22 protein-coding genes and 1 tRNA gene are annotated in these 23,228 nt (G+C 56.7%); 16 read left to right on the top strand and 7 right to left on the bottom strand.

The window, feature by feature from the left end:
• Nucleotides 1-8 precede the first annotated feature (8 nt).
• Nucleotides 9-809 (bottom strand): inositol monophosphatase family protein, encoded by an 801-nt coding sequence (locus ARC85_RS12300; protein ID WP_278350894.1) that lies wholly within the window; start codon nt 807-809, stop codon nt 9-11.
• A 191-nt stretch (nt 810-1,000) separates the two neighbouring features.
• On the opposite strand from ARC85_RS12300, the gene trmJ reads away from it, so the two are divergent.
• The 13 genes from trmJ to der all read left to right on the top strand — a co-directional run bounded on the left by trmJ (nt 1,001) and on the right by der (nt 13,751).
• Nucleotides 1,001-1,858, top strand: coding sequence for a tRNA (cytosine(32)/uridine(32)-2'-O)-methyltransferase TrmJ (gene trmJ, locus ARC85_RS12295; RefSeq protein ID WP_121207013.1), 858 nt, complete (start codon nt 1,001-1,003; stop codon nt 1,856-1,858).
• A 4-nt stretch (nt 1,859-1,862) separates the two neighbouring features.
• Complete coding sequence (cysE, locus tag ARC85_RS12290) at nt 1,863-2,642, top strand: serine O-acetyltransferase (RefSeq protein WP_014421741.1); 780 nt, start codon at nt 1,863-1,865, stop codon at nt 2,640-2,642.
• 78 nt (nt 2,643-2,720) lie between these two features.
• The gene (gene iscR, locus ARC85_RS12285; RefSeq protein WP_011784630.1) at nt 2,721-3,218 is read left to right on the top strand and encodes a Fe-S cluster assembly transcriptional regulator IscR; all 498 of its coding nucleotides are present in this window, start codon (nt 2,721-2,723) and stop codon (nt 3,216-3,218) included.
• Nucleotides 3,219-3,238: 20 nt separating this feature from the next.
• Nucleotides 3,239-4,387, top strand: coding sequence for an IscS subfamily cysteine desulfurase (locus tag ARC85_RS12280; RefSeq protein ID WP_286714946.1), 1,149 nt, complete (start codon nt 3,239-3,241; stop codon nt 4,385-4,387).
• A gap of 69 nt (nt 4,388-4,456) precedes the next feature.
• Nucleotides 4,457-4,885 (top strand): nucleoside-diphosphate kinase, encoded by a 429-nt coding sequence (ndk, locus tag ARC85_RS12275; protein WP_011784632.1) that lies wholly within the window; start codon nt 4,457-4,459, stop codon nt 4,883-4,885.
• Nucleotides 4,886-4,949: 64 nt separating this feature from the next.
• The gene (gene rlmN / locus ARC85_RS12270; protein ID WP_011784633.1) at nt 4,950-6,059 is read left to right on the top strand and encodes a dual-specificity RNA methyltransferase RlmN; all 1,110 of its coding nucleotides are present in this window, start codon (nt 4,950-4,952) and stop codon (nt 6,057-6,059) included.
• A 38-nt stretch (nt 6,060-6,097) separates the two neighbouring features.
• On the top strand, nt 6,098-6,901 hold the full coding sequence (gene pilW, locus ARC85_RS12265; protein ID WP_022992491.1) for a type IV pilus biogenesis/stability protein PilW: 804 nt from the start codon (nt 6,098-6,100) through the stop codon (nt 6,899-6,901).
• Nucleotides 6,891-7,913 carry a RodZ domain-containing protein gene (locus ARC85_RS12260; protein ID WP_286714945.1) on the top strand — a complete coding sequence of 341 codons (1,023 nt, stop codon included), beginning with the start codon at nt 6,891-6,893 and terminating at the stop codon, nt 7,911-7,913. The genes pilW and ARC85_RS12260 overlap by 11 nt, the downstream gene beginning before the upstream one ends.
• Nucleotides 7,914-7,950: 37 nt before the next feature.
• Nucleotides 7,951-9,069, top strand: coding sequence for a flavodoxin-dependent (E)-4-hydroxy-3-methylbut-2-enyl-diphosphate synthase (gene ispG / locus ARC85_RS12255; RefSeq protein WP_011784636.1), 1,119 nt, complete (start codon nt 7,951-7,953; stop codon nt 9,067-9,069).
• Between the two features lie 33 nt (nt 9,070-9,102).
• Nucleotides 9,103-10,380: a histidine--tRNA ligase gene (hisS, locus tag ARC85_RS12250; RefSeq protein ID WP_286714964.1), complete on the top strand. Its 1,278-nt coding sequence runs from the start codon at nt 9,103-9,105 to the stop codon at nt 10,378-10,380.
• A 47-nt stretch (nt 10,381-10,427) separates the two neighbouring features.
• Nucleotides 10,428-11,081 carry a YfgM family protein gene (locus ARC85_RS12245; protein ID WP_023011058.1) on the top strand — a complete coding sequence of 218 codons (654 nt, stop codon included), beginning with the start codon at nt 10,428-10,430 and terminating at the stop codon, nt 11,079-11,081.
• On the top strand, nt 11,081-12,250 hold the full coding sequence (gene bamB, locus ARC85_RS12240) for an outer membrane protein assembly factor BamB (RefSeq protein WP_278802472.1): 1,170 nt from the start codon (nt 11,081-11,083) through the stop codon (nt 12,248-12,250). Before ARC85_RS12245 ends, bamB begins: the two co-directional genes overlap by 1 nt.
• A gap of 79 nt (nt 12,251-12,329) precedes the next feature.
• Nucleotides 12,330-13,751: a ribosome biogenesis GTPase Der gene (der, locus tag ARC85_RS12235; RefSeq protein ID WP_011784640.1), complete on the top strand. Its 1,422-nt coding sequence runs from the start codon at nt 12,330-12,332 to the stop codon at nt 13,749-13,751.
• Nucleotides 13,752-13,784: 33 nt separating this feature from the next.
• Here the strand turns inward: der and pta are convergent, their stop codons facing one another.
• Genes pta through ARC85_RS12220 form a run of 3 tightly spaced genes read right to left on the bottom strand, consistent with a single transcriptional unit; the run spans nt 13,785 to nt 19,634 of the window.
• Nucleotides 13,785-15,938, bottom strand: coding sequence for a phosphate acetyltransferase (gene pta / locus ARC85_RS12230; RefSeq protein WP_286714944.1), 2,154 nt, complete (start codon nt 15,936-15,938; stop codon nt 13,785-13,787).
• Nucleotides 15,939-15,952: 14 nt separating this feature from the next.
• A complete protein-coding gene (locus ARC85_RS12225) occupies nt 15,953-17,158 on the bottom strand; it encodes an acetate/propionate family kinase (protein ID WP_113879663.1) in 1,206 nt (401 codons plus the stop codon).
• 16 nt (nt 17,159-17,174) lie between these two features.
• Nucleotides 17,175-19,634 carry a bifunctional diguanylate cyclase/phosphodiesterase gene (locus tag ARC85_RS12220; protein WP_286714943.1) on the bottom strand — a complete coding sequence of 820 codons (2,460 nt, stop codon included), beginning with the start codon at nt 19,632-19,634 and terminating at the stop codon, nt 17,175-17,177.
• A 236-nt stretch (nt 19,635-19,870) separates the two neighbouring features.
• On the opposite strand from ARC85_RS12220, the gene ccoM reads away from it, so the two are divergent.
• Nucleotides 19,871-20,020 carry a cytochrome c oxidase subunit CcoM gene (gene ccoM / locus ARC85_RS19710; protein WP_022992482.1) on the top strand — a complete coding sequence of 50 codons (150 nt, stop codon included), beginning with the start codon at nt 19,871-19,873 and terminating at the stop codon, nt 20,018-20,020.
• Nucleotides 20,021-20,040: 20 nt separating this feature from the next.
• Here the strand turns inward: ccoM and ARC85_RS12210 are convergent.
• The 3 genes from ARC85_RS12210 to ARC85_RS12200 all read right to left on the bottom strand — a co-directional run bounded on the left by ARC85_RS12210 (nt 20,041) and on the right by ARC85_RS12200 (nt 21,526).
• A tRNA-Glu gene (locus tag ARC85_RS12210) sits at nt 20,041-20,116 on the bottom strand.
• Nucleotides 20,117-20,202: 86 nt separating this feature from the next.
• The gene (locus tag ARC85_RS12205; protein WP_206852231.1) at nt 20,203-21,108 is read right to left on the bottom strand and encodes a TIGR01777 family oxidoreductase; all 906 of its coding nucleotides are present in this window, start codon (nt 21,106-21,108) and stop codon (nt 20,203-20,205) included.
• A 40-nt stretch (nt 21,109-21,148) separates the two neighbouring features.
• On the bottom strand, nt 21,149-21,526 hold the full coding sequence (locus tag ARC85_RS12200; RefSeq protein WP_022992480.1) for a sirohydrochlorin chelatase: 378 nt from the start codon (nt 21,524-21,526) through the stop codon (nt 21,149-21,151).
• Nucleotides 21,527-21,627: 101 nt separating this feature from the next.
• Between ARC85_RS12200 and ARC85_RS12195 the strand changes: the two genes are divergently transcribed.
• The gene (locus ARC85_RS12195; protein ID WP_022992479.1) at nt 21,628-22,230 is read left to right on the top strand and encodes a DUF924 family protein; all 603 of its coding nucleotides are present in this window, start codon (nt 21,628-21,630) and stop codon (nt 22,228-22,230) included.
• Between the two features lie 98 nt (nt 22,231-22,328).
• Entirely contained in the window at nt 22,329-23,075 is a 747-nt protein-coding gene (locus ARC85_RS12190; RefSeq protein WP_286714942.1) for a TetR/AcrR family transcriptional regulator, read from the top strand.
• The last annotated feature ends 153 nt before the right edge of the window (nt 23,076-23,228 follow it).

Raw genomic sequence — 23,228 nt, 5'->3', positions numbered from 1 at the left:
GGCTTTTCTTAACGCGGCAGTCGACCCCGGAAGGGGTGCAGCGTTTTGAGCAGTTCCCGGAACAGCTTTGGATTGGCGACGACCAGTTGTCTGGCGGCTCCAACCGCGGGGTTGCCGGAGAAGTCGCCGGTCAGGGCGCCAGACTCCATGGCCAGTGTTACGCCCAGATCAAAATCTGCTGCCTGTGGTCGGAAGATCACGGCCGCATCCAGCAGGCCAGCAGACACTCGCGCGATATCCAGTGTGACGCAGCCCGAGGTGCGGAACATGGCGGTGTCGCGAGCCAGGCCGGCTGCCATCTCGCCCCAGATCATCGGGTCATCGCCCTGGCGGGCCTGGTCGAGGAGGTTGGTGGCCAGTGCTGCCTTGGCGGGCACTTTTACTTCGGATGTGCGCACGCGGCGGCTGTTCAGGACAGCGCCGTGGCCTCGGCTGGCGGAGTACTCTTCGCCGGTAATCGGGTTAACCAGCAGCAGGTTTTCGGTGCGATTGTTCTTTTTCTGGGCCAGGGCAAGAACAAATTCGGGAATGCCTCGCACAAAATTGTCGCGGCCGAGAACCGGGAATATGTGCCAGCTTTTTTCGTGGTTGCCGGCGTCGGACTCGCCCAGAGGCGCGATCACATGATCCTTGTAGGCCTTTTCCAGTTGTTCGGTGAAGTTGTCGTAAATGGACTGCTCCACTCGCTCCAGTTGCCGGTGGCGTTCGGACTCATCCTTACCGTTAGGCTCCTGGCGCTCGAAATGGGCTTTCAGGTAGTCAGATCCCTGGCGGGCAACGCGCAGGGCCATTTTAATTGCTGGTTGCATCTGAGTGTTCATTATCCGGGTGTGTGAAGGCCGGCCATGATAGCAAAAACTGCCCCGCCTTGTACGTTTTTTGGCTTAGCAAAAGCACGGATACCACGGGGTTGCGGCATTTCCGGAGAGCGGGTTGGCCGGTAATTCTGGTATCATGCCGCTCTTTTATCACTTTTCTTGAAGTAACAGGCCCGATGACCATGAACAAGCCCTCGCTGCCGGTGGAAAGCACTGATACCTACCATGATCAGGTTCGCATCGTCCTGGTGGAAACTACCCACTCGGGCAATATTGGCGCCGTCGCCCGCGCCATGAAAAACATGGGGCTTGGAAATCTCTGGCTGGTTAACCCAAAGTCGTTTCCGGATGAAGCCTCTTATGCCCGGGCTTCATCGGCGTCGGATGTGCTGGATCGGGCTCAGGTGGTTTCCAGTCTTGACGAGGCGTTGTCAGACTGTGTCCTGGTGATGGGTACCAGCGCACGCGGGCGGAAGGTTCCCTGGCCCGTTATTTCCCCGCCCCAGGCTGCCGTCACCGCGGCGGAAAACAGTGCTCGTGGTCCTGTCGCCCTGGTGTTTGGGCGTGAGAGCAATGGGTTGTCCAATGAAGAGCTTCAGCGCTGCCATTATCACATCCATATCCCCTCGAACCCGGACTACAGCTCACTGAATCTGGCAATGGCGGTGCAGGTGGTTTGTTATGAGTTGCGGATGCATTATCTTCGTGGGCTTGAAGAGGTGGAAAGCAGTCCCTACCTTGAGTCCATGGTCGAACCCGGGGACCGCGGATGGGATGTGCCGCCCGCAACGGTGAATGATGTTGAAGGATTTTTCGGTCATCTCGAGCAGGTATTGCAGGATGTGGCTTTTCATCGCCGGGAGAATCCCAGGCAGTTGATGACACGGTTGCGCCGGTTGTTTCAGCGGGCAAAGCTGGACCAGATGGAAATCAATATTCTCCGGGGTATTTTGACATCGGTTCAGAAGGCCACCGGTGCCCGCGAAGGGTTGGGCAGGAACACGACAGCGGCTGGTGCCGTGGATGAGGGGCAGGAATAACGTCATGTTTGAGCGTTTACGGGAAGATGTAAAAAGCGTATTTCACCGGGATCCGGCGGCGAGGAACACCTTTGAGGTGTTGACCAACTACCCGGGATTGCACGCGCTGTTGTTTCATCGCTTCTCCCACTGGCTGTGGAGCATGGGGCTGAAGTGGCTTGCGCGGACGATTTCTACGCTGGCGAGATGGTTTACCGGTATCGAGATTCATCCTGGCGCAACCATTGGTCGCCGCTTCTTTATTGATCATGGCATGGGTGTGGTGATTGGTGAAACCACGGTGATTGGAGACGATGTCACGCTATACCAGGGTGTGACGCTTGGCGGCACCAGCTGGAACAAGGGCAAGCGGCATCCAACGATCGGTAATGGTGTGGTAGTGGGTGCCGGCGCAAAGATTCTCGGGCCATTTGAGGTGGGTGAGGGTGCGAAGATCGGCTCCAACTCTGTGGTGACCAAGGCGGTTCCGCCTGGGGCAACCGTGGTAGGCATACCGGGCAGGGTCATCGTCAAACGCAAAGGTGAAGACGACGTGCGCCGCAAGGAGATGGAGGAGCGTATGGGCTTCGACGCCTACGGCGTAACCGAGGAAATGCCGGACCCGGTCGCTAGATCGGTCAGGGCATTGCTGGACCACATGCATGCGGTGGATGATCGGATTGAGAATATGTGCAAGGCGCTTCGCAAGGTGAACGCCGAGTATCAGAATGGCGAGCTGCCTCCCTTGCATGATGAGGATTTCGACTGCGTTCGCGATGAGTCTGATGAGCGGGAGCGTGGCTGAATACTTGACTGTTTTAGTTGGTCAATTCATACTCGCTCCAGTGAATCGAGATTCAATCCCATCATTGGGGCTGAGGTTATGAAACTGACCACGAAAGGCCGCTATGCCGTTACGGCAATGCTGGATCTTGCGCTGCATGCAGGGCAGGGGCCGGTGAGTCTGGCGGATATTTCAGCCCGACAGGAAATTTCCCTTTCTTACCTGGAGCAGCTGTTCTCTCGACTGCGCAGGCAGAAATTGGTGGTAAGTGTGCGTGGCCCCGGTGGCGGTTATCGCCTGAGCCGCTCCGCAGATGAGGTTTTCGTGGCCGAAGTGGTCGACGCTGTGAGTGAGTCCCTTGATACTACGCGTTGCGGTAACAAAGGTGACTGCCAGAACGGCGAGAAATGCCTTACCCACCATCTCTGGTCTGATCTCAGTGACCAGATTCATCAATTCCTGAGTGAAATCAGTCTCGGGGATCTGATGCGCAAACACGAAATCCGGCAAGTGGCTGATCGTCAGAACCGCAAGCAGTCTGATGAAAGTGCCGACGCTATCAATACCCAAAGACTGACTGACCAGGCCACGGCCTGATAACCCGACCTCTTTTGCCTATGAAAAAGCCCGTCTATCTGGACTATGCGGCGACGACGCCCGTTGATCCCGCCGTTGCTGAAGACATGATGAAGTACCTGACCCTGGATGGGGTGTTTGGCAATCCGGCTTCCCGTTCTCATGGTTATGGCTGGCAGGCCGAAGCCGCCGTTGAAAATGCTCGTCGACAGGTGGCGGATCTGATCCACGCAGACCCCCGGGAGATTGTCTGGACTTCCGGAGCCACGGAATCTGACAATCTTGCCATCAAGGGTGTGGCGGAGCTACGCGATAATCCCCATATCGTGACATCCCGCATTGAGCACAAGGCTGTCATTGATACCTGCAAGTGGCTGGAGCAGCAGGGCATTGAGGTTACCTGGCTGGAGCCGGAAGTCGATGGCAGGGCCTCCGTTGAGGCCGTCGAATCCGCGCTTCGGGATAACACCGCCCTGGTCAGCCTGATGATGGTCAACAATGAGCTTGGTTCGCTGACCGACATCCGTGCAATCGGCAAGTGCTTGAGAAAACGTGGCGTGCTGTTTCATGTTGATGCCGCCCAGGCCGCCGGCAAGCTGCCAGTGGATGTTGCGGATCTTGAGGTGGATTTGCTCTCTCTTTCGGCTCACAAGGTTTATGGCCCGAAAGGCGTAGGGGCGCTGTATGTCCGGCGAGCGCCGGAGGTTCGCATTGCAGCACAGATGCATGGCGGTGGACATGAGCGCGGCATGCGATCGGGCACACTGGCGACGCATCAGATCGTGGGCATGGGGCGGGCCTTCGAGCTGGCACGTACCGGGCTTGATGCCGAAATAAGTAAACTGGAACAGATGCGCGCGGCGTTCCTGGACGGGCTTGAGGGGCTTGACGGAGTTCACTTTAATGGCAGTCGGGAACATCGTGTGCCGGGTATTGTCAATCTGTCGTTTGAGGGTGTTGAAGCCGAGTCGTTGATGCTCGGCCTTCGCAACCTTGCGGTGTCCTCGGGCTCCGCCTGCGCTTCAGCAACGGTCGAGCCTTCTTATGTATTGCGAGGAATAGGCGTCAGCGATGAGCTGGCTCACCGGGCGCTCAGGTTTTCCTTTGGCAGGTTCACCACCGAAGAGGAGGTTGCATTTGCCTGTTCCCAGATTATTGAAGTTGTGGAGCGACTTCGCTCGGTGCGGTAGGCAGTTGCACCCTGACTGCGTATAATCCCACCTCTGAATTTTCAACCCTGAACTAACTGGAGAAATACCATGGCAAACGAGCGCACGCTCTCCATTATCAAGCCCGACGCAGTCGCCAAGAACGTGATCGGCGAAATCTACAGCCGTTTCGAGAAGGCGGACCTGAAAATCGTTGCTGCCAAGATGATGCACCTTACTCAGGAGCAGGCTGAGGGCTTTTACGCCGAGCACAAAGAGCGCCCGTTCTTTAATGATCTGGTTGCATTCATGACCTCTGGCCCGGTTGTGGTTCAGGTGCTGGAAGGCGAGGGTGCTATCCTGAAGAATCGTGAGCTGATGGGTGCTACCAACCCTAAAGAAGCGGAAGCTGGCACCATTCGTGCGGATTTTGCTTCCTCCATCGACGCCAACGCTGTCCATGGTTCTGACTCTGCTGCCTCCGCTGAGCGTGAAGTGGCTTATTTCTTCAACGACAACGAAATCTGCCCGCGCGGCTGAGGTTGTTGTTTCAGGGGTGCCCGGCAGGGTGCCCCTGAATTGGTTATCTGATCGAGGTTATGTGATGACGGGCGCCGCCGAAAAAGTCAATCTTCTGGGAATGCCCAAGGCAAAACTGGAGGCGTTTTTTGAAACCCTGGGGGAAAAGCGTTTCCGTGCCCAGCAGGTTCTCCAGTGGATGCATCAGCGCGGTGTTGATGACTTCGATCAAATGACCAATATGAGCAAGTCGCTGCGCGAACAGCTCAAGGAAGTTGCCGAGATTCGTGGCCCCGAGGTCGTCTATGATGAGACATCAAAAGACGGTACCCGGAAATGGGTCATGCGCATGGATAACGGCAACAGCGTTGAAACCGTCCTGATTCCGGATGGCGAGCGTGGAACTCTGTGCGTGTCGTCGCAAATCGGTTGCAGCCTCGACTGTACCTTCTGCTCTACTGGCAAGCGTGGTTTTAACCGTAATCTGACGGCCGCCGAGATCATTGGTCAGGTATGGGTTGCACGACGGGCGTTCATGCCGTTCGATCCCAATGACCGACCTATCACCAACGTGGTGATGATGGGGATGGGCGAGCCCCTGCTTAATTTTGAGAACGTGGTCGATGCCATGAATCTCATGATGGAAGATCTCGCTTACGGCATCTCAAAGCGTCGGGTAACGCTCAGTACATCCGGAGTGGTGCCCGCACTGGATCGTCTCGGCGAAGTTACCGATGTTTCACTGGCCATCTCACTCCATGCACCTAATGATGAATTGAGAAACCAGTTGGTTCCCCTGAACAAGAAATACCCGATTGCGGAACTGTTGGCCGCGACCCGGCGCTACCTTTCACGACTGCCGGACAAGCGCAAAGCCACGATTGAGTACACGGTGATTGAAGGAGTGAATGATCAACCGGAACACGCCCGGGAGCTGGTGGTGTTGTTAAAAGGGTTGCCCTGCAAGATCAACCTGATTCCGTTCAATCCGTTTCCGGAAAGTGATTTCCGCCGGCCAAGCATGAACGCAACCCGGAGGTTCCAGACCGTGCTCAACGAGGCCGGTTATGTCACGACGATCCGCACCACCCGCGGAGACGATATCGATGCCGCATGCGGTCAGTTGGTAGGGCGGGTCGAAGACCGGACGCGCAGAAGCCAGCGTTATATCGCAGTACAACAGGTCAACCCCTGATAACCGTCGGGTGAGACAACAGGAGAAGGTGTTTGTTGATGGCAAAGGACGTTACCGTGAAACTCGTTTCCGCTGTGGTTCTGGTTATCGGGGTCATGTTATCGGGCTGTGTCACCACCACCGATAGCCGGTTCAGCCGTGAAGCCGACCGACAGAAAGCCCTCAACAATTATGTTCAACTGGCGACTGCCTACATTGGTCAGGGGAATCTGGATCGTGCCCGTGACCACCTGGAGCGGGCGTTAGAAATCGACAGCCGAAGCGCACCGGCACTTGCTGCCCGGGGCCTGGTGTTGAGCGCCGAGGGTGAGGAAAATCTGGCGGAAAAAAGTTTCCGGGATGCCATAGCCTCGGATGGAGACTATACCCGCGGAAGAGTGTATTACGGTGCTTTCCTGTATAGCCTCAAACGGTTTGAGGAGGCCCGGGACCAGTTCCGGACTGCCTCGCGTGATACGGAGTATAAAGACCGGGGAGCCGTTTTTTATAACCTCGGGCTGACAGAAGAACGGCTTGGTTCGCTGGAATCGGCCGAAGCCGCCTATCGGCGTGCTGTGGAGCTCACGCGGGGCGAGGCCCGCACCCTGTTGTCCCTCTCTCGGGTGCTGGTTGAGCAGGGTGACTTTTCTCAGGCCTCTCGATACTACAGCCGTCTTCAGACCATGATACAGCGCAACACCCGGTTGACGCATTCACCGGAGAGTCTGTATACCGGTATCCGGATTGCCCGGCATTTCCAGGACAGGGATCAGGAAGCCAGCCTGGCACTATTGCTCAGAAACGAGTATCCGGAATCTGTCGAATATCAACAATATAAGGTACTGATTGCCAATGACCGGTGAGGAGCAGTCACAGTCAGCTTCCGAGGCCTCGGTTGGCCAGCAGCTAAGGCGCGCCCGGGAAAAGCTCGGGCTCAGCGTTTCAGACATTGCAGATCAGCAACACCTGCGCCCTTCGGTAATCCAGTCCATCGAGGAAGGTGATTACAGCAAGGTTGATACCGAGTTGTTTCTCAAAGGGTATGTTCGAACTTATGCCCGCCAGGTGCAACTGAATGCAGACGCCCTGATTGCAGCGCTCGACTCGGAACTTGAGCCCCTGCGTCAGCAGCGGGAGCAGGAACACCAGTCCAATCCTCTGGTTGATATCGAGCGCAAGAAAAAACGCAAGCGGCAGATTGCCAAACTGGTTGTGTTGCTGGCATTCCTCGGGGTAGTTGGCTTTCTGGCGTATAGCTATCTCGTAAAACCGATGTCGGAGCCGGTTCAAAGTAATGCCGACGGTATCTCGGAGTCTCTGGAAGCACAGAGTGGCGAGGCCGTTAGCGATGCCAGTCCTGAACCGGAAGATGCGCCCTCCGTTATCGAAGAGGCTGAACAGCCGGCCGAACCGGAACAGATGGATTCAGGCACCAGTTCAGTCGGAAACGTTGAAACAGAGAATGGCGCTGTGACGGATACTGAAGCTCTGAGCGAACCGACCGAGAGTGGAAGCCTCGGCCAGGAAGAGTTGCTGTCAGAGCAGCCTTCGGTGGAACAGCCGCCTGTTGTTGCGCAATCCCCGGATCCCGCTCTGACTGAGTCTGAAGTGATGGAGGCCCCGGTTGAAACCGTGAGGTTGGCCATGACGTTCAGTGACGACTGCTGGATTCAGGTCACAGATGGTGCGGGCAATCGACTGGCCAGTGCGTTACGCCGAGAGGGCGATGCCCTGGACGTGAGCGGACAGCCACCGCTCAGAGTTGTGGTGGGCGCCATGAGCGCGGTGGAGTCCCTGGAATTCCAGGGCGAACCGATGGATCTTGGTAATTTTCGCGTCGTAAACAATCGGTCAGAGTTTACGCTCGAGCCCTGAGCAGAATTTTCTTCCCAAAGATTTCTGGTTGAATCCCATGAAACAAGAGTCTCCGATCAAAAGACGTAAATCCCGTCAGATCATGGTAGGTAATGTTCCCGTTGGCGGCGATGCGCCCATTGCGGTGCAGAGCATGACCAATACCAATACCTGCGATGTAGACGCAACAGTCACACAGATCAAGGCTATCCAGGAGGCCGGAGCTGATATCGTACGGGTGTCGGTTCCGTCCATGGAGGCGGCTGAGGCCTTTGGCAAGATTCGCCAGCAGGTCTCGTTACCGTTGGTGGCCGATATCCATTTTGACTACAAGATAGCGCTCCGAGTTGCAGAGCTTGGTGTGGACTGCCTGCGCATCAATCCCGGTAACATTGGCCGGGACGATCGGGTCAGTGCGGTAATCAGTGCTGCCCGGGACCGCAACATTCCGATCAGGATCGGCGTAAACGCGGGTTCACTGGAAAAAGCGCTTCAACGCAAATACGGCGAGCCCACGCCGGAAGCGCTGGTAGAGTCGGCCATGCGTCATATCGACATCCTGGACAAACACGATTTTCAGGACTTCAAGGTCAGCCTGAAAGCGTCGGAAGTGTTCATGACCGTCGCGGCCTACCGCCTTATCGCCTCCCAGATTGAGCAACCGCTGCACCTTGGTATCACTGAGGCCGGTGGATTCCGTTCCGGCACGGTCAAGTCCTCCATTGGCCTGGGCATGCTGTTGATGGATGGCATTGGGGACACCATTCGGGTTTCCCTTGCCGCCGATCCGGTTCAGGAAATCAAAGTCGGCTTCGACATTCTCAAAAGTCTTCGGTTACGCAGCCGCGGCATTAACTTTATAGCCTGCCCAAGCTGTTCCCGTCAGAACTTTGATGTTATCCAGACCATGAATGATCTGGAAGCCCGGCTTGAGGATGTGAACACCTCTATGGATGTGGCCATTATTGGCTGTATTGTTAATGGTCCCGGTGAGGCAAAGGTAGCGGATATCGGTCTGACCGGTGGCACACCGAAAAACCTGTTTTATATGGCCGGAAAGCCAAACCAGAAGCTGGACAACGCAACGCTGGTGGACGACCTTGAACGCCTGATTCGCGAGGAAGTGTCACGGCGCGAGGACCAGGACAGCGCAGTCATCGCCAAGTCCTCAGACTGATCAGAACCGATTTCAGAAAACTATCAGGATATTATTTTGGCAAAGATTCAGGCAATCCGGGGGATGAACGATATTCTCCCGGACCAGACACCGGTCTGGCAGTACGTTGAGTCCACCGTTCGACGGGTTCTCGGGCAGTACGGCTATCAGGAAATCCGTATGCCAGTGGTCGAACATACCGAGTTGTTCAAACGATCGATCGGTGAAGTCACTGACATCGTCGAAAAAGAGATGTATACCTTTGAAGACCGCAACGGCGATAGCCTTACTCTGCGGCCCGAAGGTACGGCCGGGTGCGTGCGTGCAGCGGAAGAGCATGGGCTGCTCTTTAATCAGACCCGGCGGCTTTGGTACACCGGTCCGATGTTCCGGCATGAGCGGCCACAGAAAGGCCGTTACCGCCAGTTTCATCAGATTGGTGTGGAATGCTTCGGTATGGCCGGCCCTGACATTGATGCCGAGCTGTTGATCCTGACGGCGCGCCTGTGGAGCGCCCTGGGGTTGTCCGACCATGCCAGACTCGAGATCAATTCCATCGGTACCAGCGACTCCCGGAAAGTCTACCGTCAGGCCCTGGTTGCCTATCTGGAGCAATATCAGGATAAGCTTGACGATGACAGCAAACGCCGGTTAACCACGAATCCTTTGCGAATACTGGACAGCAAGGATCCGGCCACGCGGGAGATTTTGCAGGGCGCACCGAGCCTGGACGACTATCTGGATGATGAATCGCGCCAGCATTTTGAACAACTGAAAGCGATGCTGGATGCGGCGGGCGTTGCCTACACGGTAAACCCGGCCCTGGTACGGGGACTGGACTATTACGGCAAAACCGTGTTCGAGTGGATTACCGACAGCCTGGGTGCCCAGGGCACGATCTGTGCCGGTGGCCGTTACGATGGTCTGGTGGAGCAACTTGGAGGCAAACCCACCGTAGCGGTGGGCTTCGCCATGGGGCTGGAGCGACTGATTCTGCTACTGGAAACCCTGGAACTGGTCCCCGAACATGTGAACAATCAAGCCGACGTTTACGTTACAGCCATGGGCGACCAGGCGGTAGGCCCGGCGATGGCGTTGGCAGAAACGCTACGAAATGAATTGCCGGGCCGGATTGTTGTCTCGCACTGCGGTGGCGGCAGCTTCAAGAGTCAGATGAAAAAGGCAGACCGCAGTGGCGCACGCTTTGCGGTGATTCTGGGTGAAAACGAAGTCGCTCAGGCAACGGCGGGGCTCAAGCCGTTACGTGACGATCAGCCCCAGCAGGAAATCGCTCAGGCAGACCTGGCAGCTGTGCTTGCCGGTTTGTTGTAAGCAGAGTCTATATAAACAGGCAGTTTTAACGAATAACAGGAGTTTTCATGGCGGAGTTGCGCACCGAAGAAGAACAGGTCCAGGCAATCAAGGACTGGTGGAAAAATAACGGAAGCTCGCTGCTCATCGGTATTGGTGCGGCTCTGGCCATCGTCTTTGGATGGCAGGCCTGGCAGAACCATCAGGCGCAACAACGCGCCGAAGCCGCTAATCAGTTTGCCAACCTGCTGAACGCGTTCTCCTCTGCAGATGATGAGTCGGCCGACACTGTGGGTTTTGTGGCGGAGACACTGCGAGACGAACACGGCGACAGCGCCTATGCCATCTACGGCAATCTGGTTCTGGCACGGCAGCAGATGGTTGAAGGTGAGGATCCCGCGGCCGCTGTTGAATCACTGAACTGGGCGCTGGAGAAATCAGCGGGTCATCCGGCTCTGGAGCTGGTGATTCGTAACCGTCTTGCCCGAGCCCAGTTTGCCGCTGGCGAACACGATGCCGCGCTTGCCACTCTGGACAATGCAGTAGACGCCGATGCCTTTGCGGCCATCTTCTCCGAGCTGAGAGGCGATGTTCTGTTGGCCAAGGGCGACCGGGAAGGTGCGCGTGAGGCGTACCTGGCGGCACGTGAGCAGAGCCAGCAGGGTCGTAGCGGTGTTCTTGAACTGAAGCTGTCAGACCTCGGTGTCGGGGAGGACGCTTGATGTTCGTTGGGCGCGCGCTCAAGGTCGGGGTTGGCTCCGTTTTTTGTGGTCTATTGGTCGGAATCTCCGGGTGCAGTAGTACAGACACTTTTGAGCAACCTGCTCCGGTGCCTGAAATCAGCGAAACCGTTGAACTGGATACGGTATGGAGCATGTCTGTTGGCGATGGTCATGACGATCAGCTGCTTCAGATCGCGCCTCTTTACGCCGGCGACGTGATTTACGCCGCTTCCGCTGACGGGATTGTTGCGACAGTCAGGCCGGCGGATGGTGAGGTTATCTGGCAGAAAGACTACGATGAACAGTTTTTCGCCGGACCGGGCGCTGATGCCCGGCATCTTTACATGGTCACCCGGGATGCGGAACTGGTGGCCGTGTCCTCGGAAGACGGTGCCGAGACCTGGCGGGTACCCCTGCCCACCGAGGTTCTGGCTGCGCCTCAATCCAACGGTAACCTCGTGGTGGTACAAACCACCGATGGCCGTGTGATTGCCCACGACGCAGCGACCGGAGAACGCCGCTGGCAATACGAGGCTCAAGTACCGGTGCTGACCGTGCGAACCGCAGCTGCACCGTTGGTGGGCGGCGACATTGTGATCTCCTCGTTTGCCAACGGTCGTGTCATTGCACTCACCGCCTCGGACGGGCAGCCAGTGTGGCAGTATGAGGTCGGTCAGCCCCAGGGTCGTACCGAACTGGAACGCCTGGTGGATATCGGCGGCCAGCCGCTGGTTCTGGATTCGGCCATTATGGTCGTCGGTTATCAGGGTAAGCTGGCGCTGGTGGATATTCGTTCCGGGCAGGAAATCTGGAGCCGTCGGGCATCAAGCTTCTACTCGCCCGCGATTGGTAACGGCAATATCTTTCTGTCCTCCGCCAATGGCGATATCGTAGCGCTCCGTGGCAGCGACCGGCGAGAGCTTTGGGTTCAGGACAGCCTGTCCTGGCGCCAACTGACCCGACCGGCTGTTTCCGGTGATTACCTCGTGGTAGGCGACTTTGAAGGCTACCTGCACGTGCTGTCGACCTCCGATGGCAGTCTGCAGGGCCAGCGTGAGTTTGATAGTGACGGTATCCGCGTACCAGTTCAGGTGATCGAAGATGGTAACCTGCTGGTTTATGGAAATGGCGGAAAGATGGCCCTCCTGAGAATTGAACAGGACGACTGAGTACGCCCCGACAAGTTTATGCCCGGCCCAGGCTTTAGCCTGTGTGCCGGGTTTCTGGTTTCTTGAATAGCAGATCAATATGACCCCAGTTATCGCCCTTGTAGGCCGCCCCAACGTTGGTAAGTCAACGTTGTTTAACCAGATGACCCGCTCCAGGGATGCTCTCGTAGCGGACTTCCCCGGGCTGACCCGGGACCGAAAATACGGTGAGGGCAACTACGAAGGCCAGAAGTTCATCGTTATCGATACGGGCGGTCTTACCGGTGACGAAGCCGGTATTGACGCCGAAATGGCTCGCCAGTCAATGCAGGCGGTAGAAGAAGCAGACATTGTCCTGTTTCTTGTGGACGGTCGGGCAGGACTGACCGCCGGCGATGAAATGATCGCGGATTATCTGCGCAAATCGGGCAAACAGGCTCATCTGGTGGTTAACAAGACCGATGGCCAGGATCCGGACGTGGCGGCAGCGGACTTCTACAGTCTGGGGTTCGAGTCCACGTTTCTGATTGCGGCGGCCCATAACCGCGGCATCCTGTCTTTGCTGGAAGCGCTGCTGCCGGAACCGGAAAATCCGGAAGACCAGGACCGGGCGGATCGTTACCCGGGTATCCGGATTGGTGTGGTGGGGCGGCCGAATGTGGGCAAGTCTACCCTGGTTAACCGCATGCTCGGTGAAGATCGGGTGGTGGTGTACGACATGCCGGGTACTACTCGCGACAGCGTTTACATTCCCTATGAGCGCCAGGGCCATGAGTATACCTTGATTGACACTGCCGGGGTTCGTCGCCGAAAAAATGTTCGCGAGGCGGTGGAGAAGTTCTCCATTATCAAGACACTGCAGGCGATTGATGATGCCCATGTCGTGATTCTGGTAATCGATGCCCGGGAGGGGCTGGTAGACCAGGATCTGCACCTGATCGGGTTTGTACTGGATGCGGGCCGCTCACTGGTGATCGCCATCAACAAATGGGATGGCATGGATCCGGAAGACCGTGACCGGGTAAAAGAGCAGGTGGCCAGGCGCCTGGATTTCCTGGATTACGCGGACAAGTATTATATCTCGGCACTGCACGGCACGGGCGTGGGAACCATGTATGAGTCGGTCCAGGCCTGCTATGAATCCGCGATGTCAAAGTGGCCAACCAACCGGTTGACTGCAATCCTCCAGGATGCCGTTGCTCAACACCAGCCGCCGATGGTTCATGGTCGCCGCATCAAGCTGCGATACGCTCACCAGGGCGGCTCCAATCCGCCGGTTGTGGTGGTGCATGGTAATCAGGTGGATTCACTGCCCGGTGCTTACAAGCGTTACCTTGAAAACACCTTCAGAAAGGTGCTGAAAGTCGTGGGCGCGCCGATACGGTTTGAATTCAAGTCAGGAGAAAACCCCTTCGCAACCAAGGTCGACCGTCTGACGCCTCGGCAAAAGGTCAAGAAAGACAACGACCTGAAGAAAGGCCGTCGGATCAAGAAGACCCGGCAGAAAAGCGTTAAACGCTGATCTGCCGGGGCTAGCCCCTGCCAGGAGCCCTGATCAGGCGGCTCCTGCATCCGCGACCTGTTTTGCCTGTACGGCCGTCAGGGCAATGGTGAAGACAATATCTTCCACCAGGGCCCCGCGGGACAGGTCGTTTACCGGTTTTCGCAAGCCCTGGAGCATGGGCCCCACGCTGACGACATTGGCACTGCGCTGCACCGCCTTGTAGGTGGTGTTGCCCGTGTTCAGGTCCGGGAACACAAACACGGTAGCCTTGCCAGCCACCTTGCTGCCCGGGGCTTTGGATTTTGCCACGCTCTCAATCGCCGCAGCATCGTATTGCAGCGGTCCGTCAATGAGCAGATCCGGGCGCCGTTCCCGGGCAATGCGGGTGGCTTCGCGAACTTTGTCGACATCCTCACCGCTGCCGGACTCACCGGTACTGTAGCTGATCATCGCGACCACAGGTTCAATACCAAAGGCTTCAGCAGATTCGGCACTCTGTATGGCAATATCGGCCAGTTCCTCGGCATTCGGGTCTGGGTTGATGGCGCAGTCGCCATATACCAGCACCTGTTGCGGTAACAACATGAAGAATACCGATGACACCACCTTGGCGTTGTCATGGGTCTTGATCAGCTGGAGGGCAGGGCGCACGGTGTTGGCCGTGGTATGAATAGCGCCGGAGACCAGTCCGTCGGCTTCGTCCATGGCCACCATCATGGTACCCAGAACGACGTTATCCTCCAGCATGGCTTCGGCCATATCCGGTGTCAGGCCCTTGTGTTTCCTCAGCTCCACCATGGGCGCCACATAACGCTCGCGCACCGATTGCGGGTCTATGATTTCCAGGTCATTTGGCAGTTCCACGCCCTGGGAGGCGGCGACTGAGCGAATCTCGTGTGGATCACCGATCAGCGCGCAATGAGCCAGGTTACGTTGATGGCAGATAATGGCTGCCTGAATGGTTCTGGGTTCACTGCCTTCTGGCAAGACGATCCGCTTGGCTGCAGCCCGGGCTCTTTCCGATAGCTGATAACGGAATGCCGGAGGCGAGAGCCGACGTTGGCGCTGAACTTTCAGATGCTCCTGCAGCCACTGGGTATTGATTCGCCGGGCCACGGATTCCATGGCTTCTTCAATACGCTCAGGGTCGTCAATGGGAATGGCTGAAGACAGATTTGCCAACAGGTGGGCGCTCTCGTAGGTATTGGTTTCCGAGCTCAGCACTGGCAAGCCGGTGTCCAGTGCCTGTCGACACAACTCTATAACCCGTTCGTCCGGCATCAGGCCGCCTGTCAGCATCAGTCCGGCAAGCGGGACACCATTGAGAGCGGCAACGGCCGTGGCCACTACGATATCCTCGCGATCACCAGGGGTGACCATCAGGGTGCCTGGCTTGAGGGTGTCGGTCATGTTGCGGATGGATCTGGCGCACACTGATACCCGCTGCACCCGCCGTGAGTGCATTTGCCCTTCGTGCAGTACCGGAACACCAAGCTCTCGCGCTACATCAGAGACCCGGGGTGCCAGCAGTTGGGGTTGCCAGGGAATCTGTGCCAGCAACTGAAAGCGGCCGTTGGCGAACACTTTGCAGGAGGCGTGATAGTCGGTTTCGATGGTTTCATTGGCCGGGGGATGGTCCAGTGCCATGCCAGATTTCTGCGGTTCCCCTACTTTGTTGAGAATCACCGCAATCACGTCCGGATCCGACGGCGCGGCAAACAGGCGTGAGGAGAAATCCAGCTCGTCATCAAGCTCGCTGGCAGTGCAACTCTTCGGAGTACTTACCAGAATTACCTCGGAACCGAGATTGCGGGCGACTTCCACGTTGAGTCGCGCGATATAGGCTTCCGTTCTGTCCGGCACCAATCCTTCAATGATGACCACATCCGCTTCATTGGCGACTTTCTGGTATTCACCGACCACGTTCTCCATCAGCAGGTCGGCTTTGCCATGGTTCAACAGCTGCTGGGCTTTTTTCAACGGAATCGGGTCGGGTGGTTCCAGGTGGCTGCGGGCACGCACAAAGGCCACCGAAGAATCCTTGCCGTCGTTATGAAGTGCTTCGCCTCTGTGTACGGACTGACTGAATGGCTTGTAAAAGCCGACGCTCACTCCTTCCCGTTCCAGGGCACGCAGAAGACCAAGGCATACGGATGTCAGGCCGGAGTCAAGAGAGGTTGGGGCTATGAAAAGACTTTTTGCCATGATTGTTCCAGGTTTCATTCTTCGGAGTGTTCGGTGTCGGCAGCGGCCAGGCGGGCGGCTTCTCGGGCAATCACCAGTTCTTCATTTGTGGGAATGACCAGCGCCGGATAACGCGAGTCCGGGGAACTGATGCGGCCATCACTCCAGCGGCCGTGATGCTCGTTGAGGTCCGGATCCAGCTCAATCCCAAGCAGGTGCAGATGTCGGGTTGTGTCCTGGCGAATGCGGGCACTGTTTTCACCGATGCCGCCAGTGAAGACCAGAGCGTCGAGTTTTGTCAGGGACGCGGTCATCGCTCCAATATACCGCGCCAGGCGGAAGCAGAATACGTCAATTGCCAGCTGTGAGGGGTCGTGGCCATGGTCAGCCAGCTCACACAAGGTTCGCATGTCGTTGGTCTGGCCTGAGAGTCCCTGTAATCCGCTTTCTTTATTCAGCATCTCGTGGACGTCACCGGCACTCATACCCCGACTTGCCAGGTAGTCGAACAGCCCGGGATCGACATCCCCGCTGCGGGTGCCCATCACGAGTCCCTCAAGCGGAGTCAGACCCATGCTGGTATCGACGCTGAGCCCATTCTGGATCGCTGTAATGCTACAACCGTTACCCAGGTGGGCAGAGATAATTGAGGTGGTGGCCGGTGTCTTGTCCAGCAGACGAGCGGCCTCGTGTGCCATGAAATAATGACTGGTGCCGTGGAAGCCGTAACGACGCACTCCCCAGTCGCTGTAGCACCGTTCCGGTAGTGCGTATCGGTAAGCGCGCTCGGGCAGGGTCTGATGGTAAGCGGTATCGAACACCGCGACCTGTGGAACGTTCGGGAACAGCGCCTGCATGGCGCGAATGCCCGCGAGGTTTACCGGGTTATGCAGGGGGGCCAGCGCGGCGCATGCTTCAATGGCGGATACCGTTTGATCGTCAATTAACGAAGCTTCACGGAAGGTTTCGCCTCCATGCACCACTCGATGGCCAACAGCCATGGGTTCGCCCGTCATCAGAGCCCGGTCTTTAAATGCGTTGACGAGCGCCGCCAGCGCCTGGCTGTGGCTGGCACCGGAAGGTAAGTGAACCGGTGTTTCATCGCCATTGATGCGTGCAAAGGCATCGGATTGATTAAGTCTTTCCGCCAGGGCAGAGGTGATTTTCTGGTGGTCGTGATCAAACAGCGCGAGTTTCAGTGATGAACTGCCGCAGTTTACGACCAGGATTGAGTCGTCCATGGTTGTGCCGTATTGATTACTTTAGATTGGCCCGCTCATTGGTTTCGAGCCAGTGAATGAAGTCCTGCTCGGGCAGGGGGCGACTATAGAAGTAACCCTGGGAGTAGTCGCAATGCTCCGCTTTCAGGAAGTGAGTCTGGTCTTCTTCCTCAACCCCTTCGGCAACCACTTTCAGGCCTAGGCTGTGGGCCATGTTGATGATCGCGCGGACAAGGGAAGCATCTTCGTTTTCTTTCAGGACATCCTGAACAAATGACTTGTCGATTTTCAGGGTATCGAACGGATAGCTTTTCAGATAGCTGAGTGCCGAATAGCCAGTGCCGAAATCGTCGACCGACAAGCGGATTCCAACTTTGTCGAGTTGTTTGAGGATATCAGCGGTTTCGATGGAGTTGTCCAGAATCAGCCGTTCCGTGATTTCCAGTTCCAGCAGTTCCGGCCGTAAATTGCTGTCGTTCAGCGCGCGCATGATGGCGTCGGTAAACCCGGGGTCCCGGAACTGGCGTGGTGATACGTTGACGGCAATGCTGATCTCACGCCCGGTCATCGCCTGCCAGCAGTACGCGGCTTGACAGGCTTCCTTGATTACCCATTCGCCGATCGGAATGATCAGGCCGGTTTCCTCGGCCAGCGGAATAAAGCGATCTGGCATCACCATGCCCATGGCCGGATTGTTCCAGCGAAGCAGGGCTTCAGCCGCCACCAGGCCACCACTGGCGGTGTCGACAATGGGCTGGAAATAGATCTCGAATTCACCCAGCTCCAGGGCCTTGCGCATGTGAGATTCCATTTGCAGACGCTCGTGAGAAACCTCGCTCATCTCCGGAGTAAAACGGGCATAGGCGCTCTTGCCTTTGTGTTTCGCCTCGTACATGGCCGCATCGGCGTGCTGGAGCAGGATTCCGCTGTTATCCGAGTCGTCCGGGAAGGTGGCGATGCCAATACTGGTGGTGACAAACACTTCCTGGCCGCTGAGCATGAACGGCGGTGCGAAGGTTTTCAGAATACGTTCGGCAACCTGGGAAGAGGCGTCCGGCCCGTTCAGCCCCGGCAGCACCACAAGGAACTCATCACCACCCAGCCGCGCAACGGTACTGGTGCCGCGCAGGCAGCTGGAGATCCGGCGTGCGGCTTCAATCAGCAGGGTGTCACCGGCGTCGTGGCCGAGGGTATCGTTGATGTGCTTGAAGTTGTCCAGGTCCAGGAACATCACCCCAACCTTGGACTCATCACGCCTTGCCTGGGCCAGCGCCAGTTTCAGGCGGTCCAGGGCAAGCATACGATTGGGTAGCCCGGTCAGGATGTCATAATTCGCTTGCCGCAACAGCTGTTGCTCGTAACGTTTGCGGATGCTGATGTCTTCCCCGAGTATCAGGTAACCGGTGGTTTCACCGTTATTGTCCTTGATAGGGGTGACCACAAGCTGTTCCCAGTAGCGCTCGCCATTTTTCCGTGTGCTGTTGACTTCGCCTTGCCAAACGCCCACGCGCTGTACCTGAAGCCTGATGGATTTCCAGAGCTGTCTGGCTTCGTGGGAATCCACACCAGGGTCAATGAGTGAGGAGGGATGCTTGCCGATGATTTCAGACGGGCTGTTCCCCGTCAGCTGGCTGAATTTCCGGTTCGCATATTCAATGCGCCATTGCCGGTCACAGATCAGAACCGAAGACGGGCTCTGGTCGATGGCTTTGGAGAATTTACGAATTTCGGCTTCATCCCGTTCCCGCCTTGCCACGTCATCGGTAAGGCGTTCGCGCATCTGGTTAATGGCTTCCGTCACCATACCCAGTTCATCACGCTGGTAAGCCGGCGTATCAGGCCTATCCAGTTCCAGCGGGCGCGCAAGATTCCGCAATGACAGATCGCGGGTGTAGTCAGCCATGTCAGCCAGGTGGCGGGTGACCAGGTGGCGGAAGATCCATAGAATCAGAATGGAAACAAAGAAAACGATCAGGAACTGGGTGCCAAGAATGAACCCCACCCGGCGCCGCAGCTCATCGTACACTCGCTGCAGGCTGGCGGTTATGGTGAGTTCGCCCAGCTGGAACTCGGCATCGTCACGATAGATCAGCTCAAAACTGTGGGTGAGGGTATCGGCTTCTCTTGGGAGCTCTCCCATGACCAGCTCCGAGTCAGGTTCAATCCGGAGCCGAAGGTGTTCGATATCGGGCAGACTAAGGATACCGTCCATTTGGGTTTGCAGGTGCTTTTGATCCAGCGCCCACAGGCTCTGGGCAAGACTGGAACGATAACCGGATTCGATAACCTGCATCCGCTGTTCAATCTTGGACAGATCCTCCCGGTAGTCTGAGTAGATCTGGATGCCGGATGCGAGCAGTGTAAAAGCAGAGCTGAACAGAAGGATCCATGCCACCAGCCGGAAAGATAAAGGAGAGGCTGCACGAAAACGTTTCAAACGCGTCGCAATGTCTGGCATGTCTTTGATTTTTCGACCATCCAAGGAAGTATCGGACATAGCAATTACAGAAGCGATCCCTGACTTTGTTACCTGTATTCCCTTGCCTACGACTATAGCAGCAGTTTATGGCAAATGCGCTGCAAACTCAGGATAAATCGAGAGAAATGGGGCAGGGCGTCTCACTTTGGCAATTATTGCAATGACGAAATGAGCTTGATGCAGATCAATACGGGGCAGGCGGTGCCGGCGTAACCTGAGCTTAATCAAGTTTTACAGGTACAGGAGACATAGCCATGTATATGGACGCAGTTGTAATCGCCGGAATCGCCACAGTATTGCTGATGATTGGCTTCTTCGTCGGAGTTGGCATCTTCGTCATGAAGGATCAGAAGAGCCATGCTGCTAAAGGAGGAAAGCACCACCAAGGTGGTCATGGCAGCTGACGAACAGACAGCTTTGAAATTGGCGTCCCCTAGGGGGTTCGAACCCCTGTTGCCGCCGTGAAAGGGCGGAGTCCTAGGCCACTAGACGAAGGGGACGCAACGTTTTCAAAAGCTTGCCTCGTCGAGGTGGCGCGTATATTAAGTAAGGTGCCCTGGGCTGTCAACGCTTTTTCTTAAAAAAGTTAAGTTCCCACACTTTCCCTTAACGCGGCTTCCAGTTCCGCAAACCGGAATTCAAAACCCTCACGTTTTAGCCGTTCCGGTATCGCCTTCTGACCGGTCAGTAACAGCCCGGCCATTTCCCCCAGCATCAGTTTCAGCGCAGGCGCTGGAGCCGGTATAACGGCTGGGCGGTGTAGAACCTGTGCAAGCGTTCTCGTAAATTCCGCATTGGTGACCGGGTTCGGGCTGACCATATTGTAGGGGCCGCTTGCCGTTGGCGTATCCAGCATCCAGAGCAGGCCGGAAACCACGTCGTCCCTGTGAACCCAGGGCATGTATTGCCGTCCGGAGCCCAGCTTTCCGCCAAGCCCGAGCTTGAAGGGCAGGATCATGCGTTGCAGAAAACCGCCGTTACGGCCGGCCACCACGCCGGTGCGGGACAGGCAAACGCGCACGCCATCAGTTTCAAGCTTCAGTGCCTCCTGTTCCCAGTCCCGGCACAGTTGGTGTGTAAACTCATCATGGGGTTCTGTGTCTTCGGTAACCAGGTGATCCCCCTGGTTGCCATAAAAGCCGACGGCAGAGCCGGATACCAGAACCTCCGGCATGTTGCTCCAGGTTCTGACCACTCCGACCAGGGTGCGGGTAAGATCAATGCGGCTGGCACGCAGTTGTTCCTTGCGGGCATGGCTCCACCGTTTGTCGGCAATGCCTTCCCCTGCCAGGTTGATAACTGCATCGAAGCCCGGGTGTGCGCGCAACTTTTCCAGATCATCCGTGACTTCTACCCGGCCGCAGATGGAGCGCACGGCATCCGGCTTCTGACGGCTGAGAACTGTTAGCCCATAACCGCGTTCAATCAACTCTCGGCATAGTATGTGGCCGATAAACCCTGTGGCACCGGTAACCAATATACGTTTGTCCATGGGTTCCCTCCTGCGATCGGAATCCGTCGTTGGTTCTTTGTCAGTGTTCAGAGCGCTCCAGTTCCTCCTTAACCACATCACGGATGGCCAGTCCAAGCCTCGGATTTTTCCCGATTGGTTCAGCCAGGCGGATAGTAACGCCGTGTTCCGCCTCCAGCTTTTCGATCATGGCTGGCACATCTTTTCGCAAGTGGCGGCCCGCAGCGAGAAATAACGGGACGACCGTGAATTGCTCTACGCCTTGCCCTTTGGCCCGGTTCACAATGGTATCCAGCGAGGGTTCTGCCAGTTCCATATAGGCAATGGCTGCGTTCTCGATTGACTCTACGGTCGGTTCGGCCAGTTTCTCGAAGGTTTCGCACCAGCGTGCGTCGCTGCTGCCGTGGGCCAGTAGAATAATCTGGTGTGGTTGGGTCATAACATCTCCGATCTGGTCGTTTGTCTTGATACGACCGTAAACTTGACGACAGTGGGCCGTTTAAAGTGATCCTGACAATCAATGTATCAGGGAGTTGTCAGATGTTCGATTGGAAAGAGCTTCTGGATTTCTGGTTCGGTCAATTAGATGAAAACGGTATTCCTGATCGCGATCATCGTAACCGTTGGTTTCGCAGTGACCGTGCCTTCGATCAGGAAATCCGGCGCCGGTTTCTGTCTCTGGTGCTGTTTGCCTCGGAGCAAGGGTTAGATCACTGGCGTAAAGCCGCCGGAGGCTCGCTTGCTGAGATTCTTCTGCTGGACCAGTTCACCCGTAATATTTTTCGCGGAGGCGCCATGGCCTTTGACAATGACCGGCTGGCCAGGCAGTTGTGCCGTGGCGCAATGCAGCGAGGACAGGATCTGGATCTGCCCCCGGTGCAACGCGCCTTTCTTTATATGCCGCTGCAACACTCCGAGAAGCTGGCTGATCAGGATCTTTCAGTAGAGTGCTATCAGCAGTTGTCTGCCACCACAGATGGCGTTCTGGGAGACTTTCTTGGCAGCTTTCTGCAATCGGCTCGCGATCACCGGGATATTATTGCCCGGTTTGGCCGGTTTCCCCATCGCAACAAGGCCCTGAAGCGCGCCTCCTCGGCGGACGAACTGGCTTATCTTGAAGGTGGGCCACGCTTTGGCCAGTAGAGCTGGCCAGTTTGATGATCGGTTCAACGAATTGGATGTCGATAACGGGCACACTCATTCACACGCAATAACAAGAAAATCAACGGAGTGAGAACAGGATGTCATCTTCCAACCCGGCGATGTGCGACGGCCCGGGCGCCAATAAACCTATGCACAATGATAACAAGGCCCCAGGGCGGGGTGGCAGAACCACTCGTGCCAAAAGTGAAATCCGGCGTCATGCTATTCTCAAGGCAACCATCCGGGTAGCGGCGAAGGACGGTATCAAAGGTATCAAGCATCGTTCCGTCGCCAGGGAAGCGGGGGTTCCCCTGGCCGCAACCACCTATTATTTCCGGGACATCAACGAGTTGATCAGCGATGCCTTCATGCTGTACGCGAAGGAGGCCGGTGCGGAACTGAAAGCCTTCCATGACACCCTGAATCTGGTACTTGATGGTGTGCCTGAGGTGCAATTGCGCCGCGGCGCTGAGTTTCGTCCGGAGCTGTGTCAGCGCCTGACCGACTTTGCCCGGGCCTGGATGCAGGAGCAGTTTACGCGCCGGAGGGAGCAGGTACTGGCAGAGCAGGTGTTTGTGATGGAGGCGCTCAGGGACGACCGTCTGGCCAGGGTCGCTCGTCGTTATCGGCAGTCCTGGATTGATGGTCTTGAGCAGCTCCTGGTGCGACTGGATTCGCCGTGCCCTCGTCAGGACGGTACCCTGATCGTCAATGTAGTGCTGGGTATGAGCTACGATCTGCTGCTGGAAGTGCCCGGCACCGAGGCTGAGGTATTGAGTGCATCCGTGGCCAGAATTGTGCAGTTGGCCCTTGGGGTGGAACCGGAGGACCTGCGAGCACCATGATTATCAGCGGCTGTTAAATTTTTTCACGAAAGTGTTGACGGCCCCCGAGTTATCAGTAGAATACGCAGCCGTTGTCAGGCAACGCCCGACAGCAATCAGCGGGAATAGCTCAGTTGGTAGAGCACAACCTTGCCAAGGTTGGGGTCGCGAGTT

It is taken from the genome of Marinobacter sp. tcs-11 (assembly GCF_002049515.1).
GTDB classification, from domain to species: domain Bacteria; phylum Pseudomonadota; class Gammaproteobacteria; order Pseudomonadales; family Oleiphilaceae; genus Marinobacter; species Marinobacter nauticus.
The sequence above is the reverse complement of the archived record's forward strand: the minus strand, read 5'-3'. Positions and strand labels throughout refer to the sequence as shown.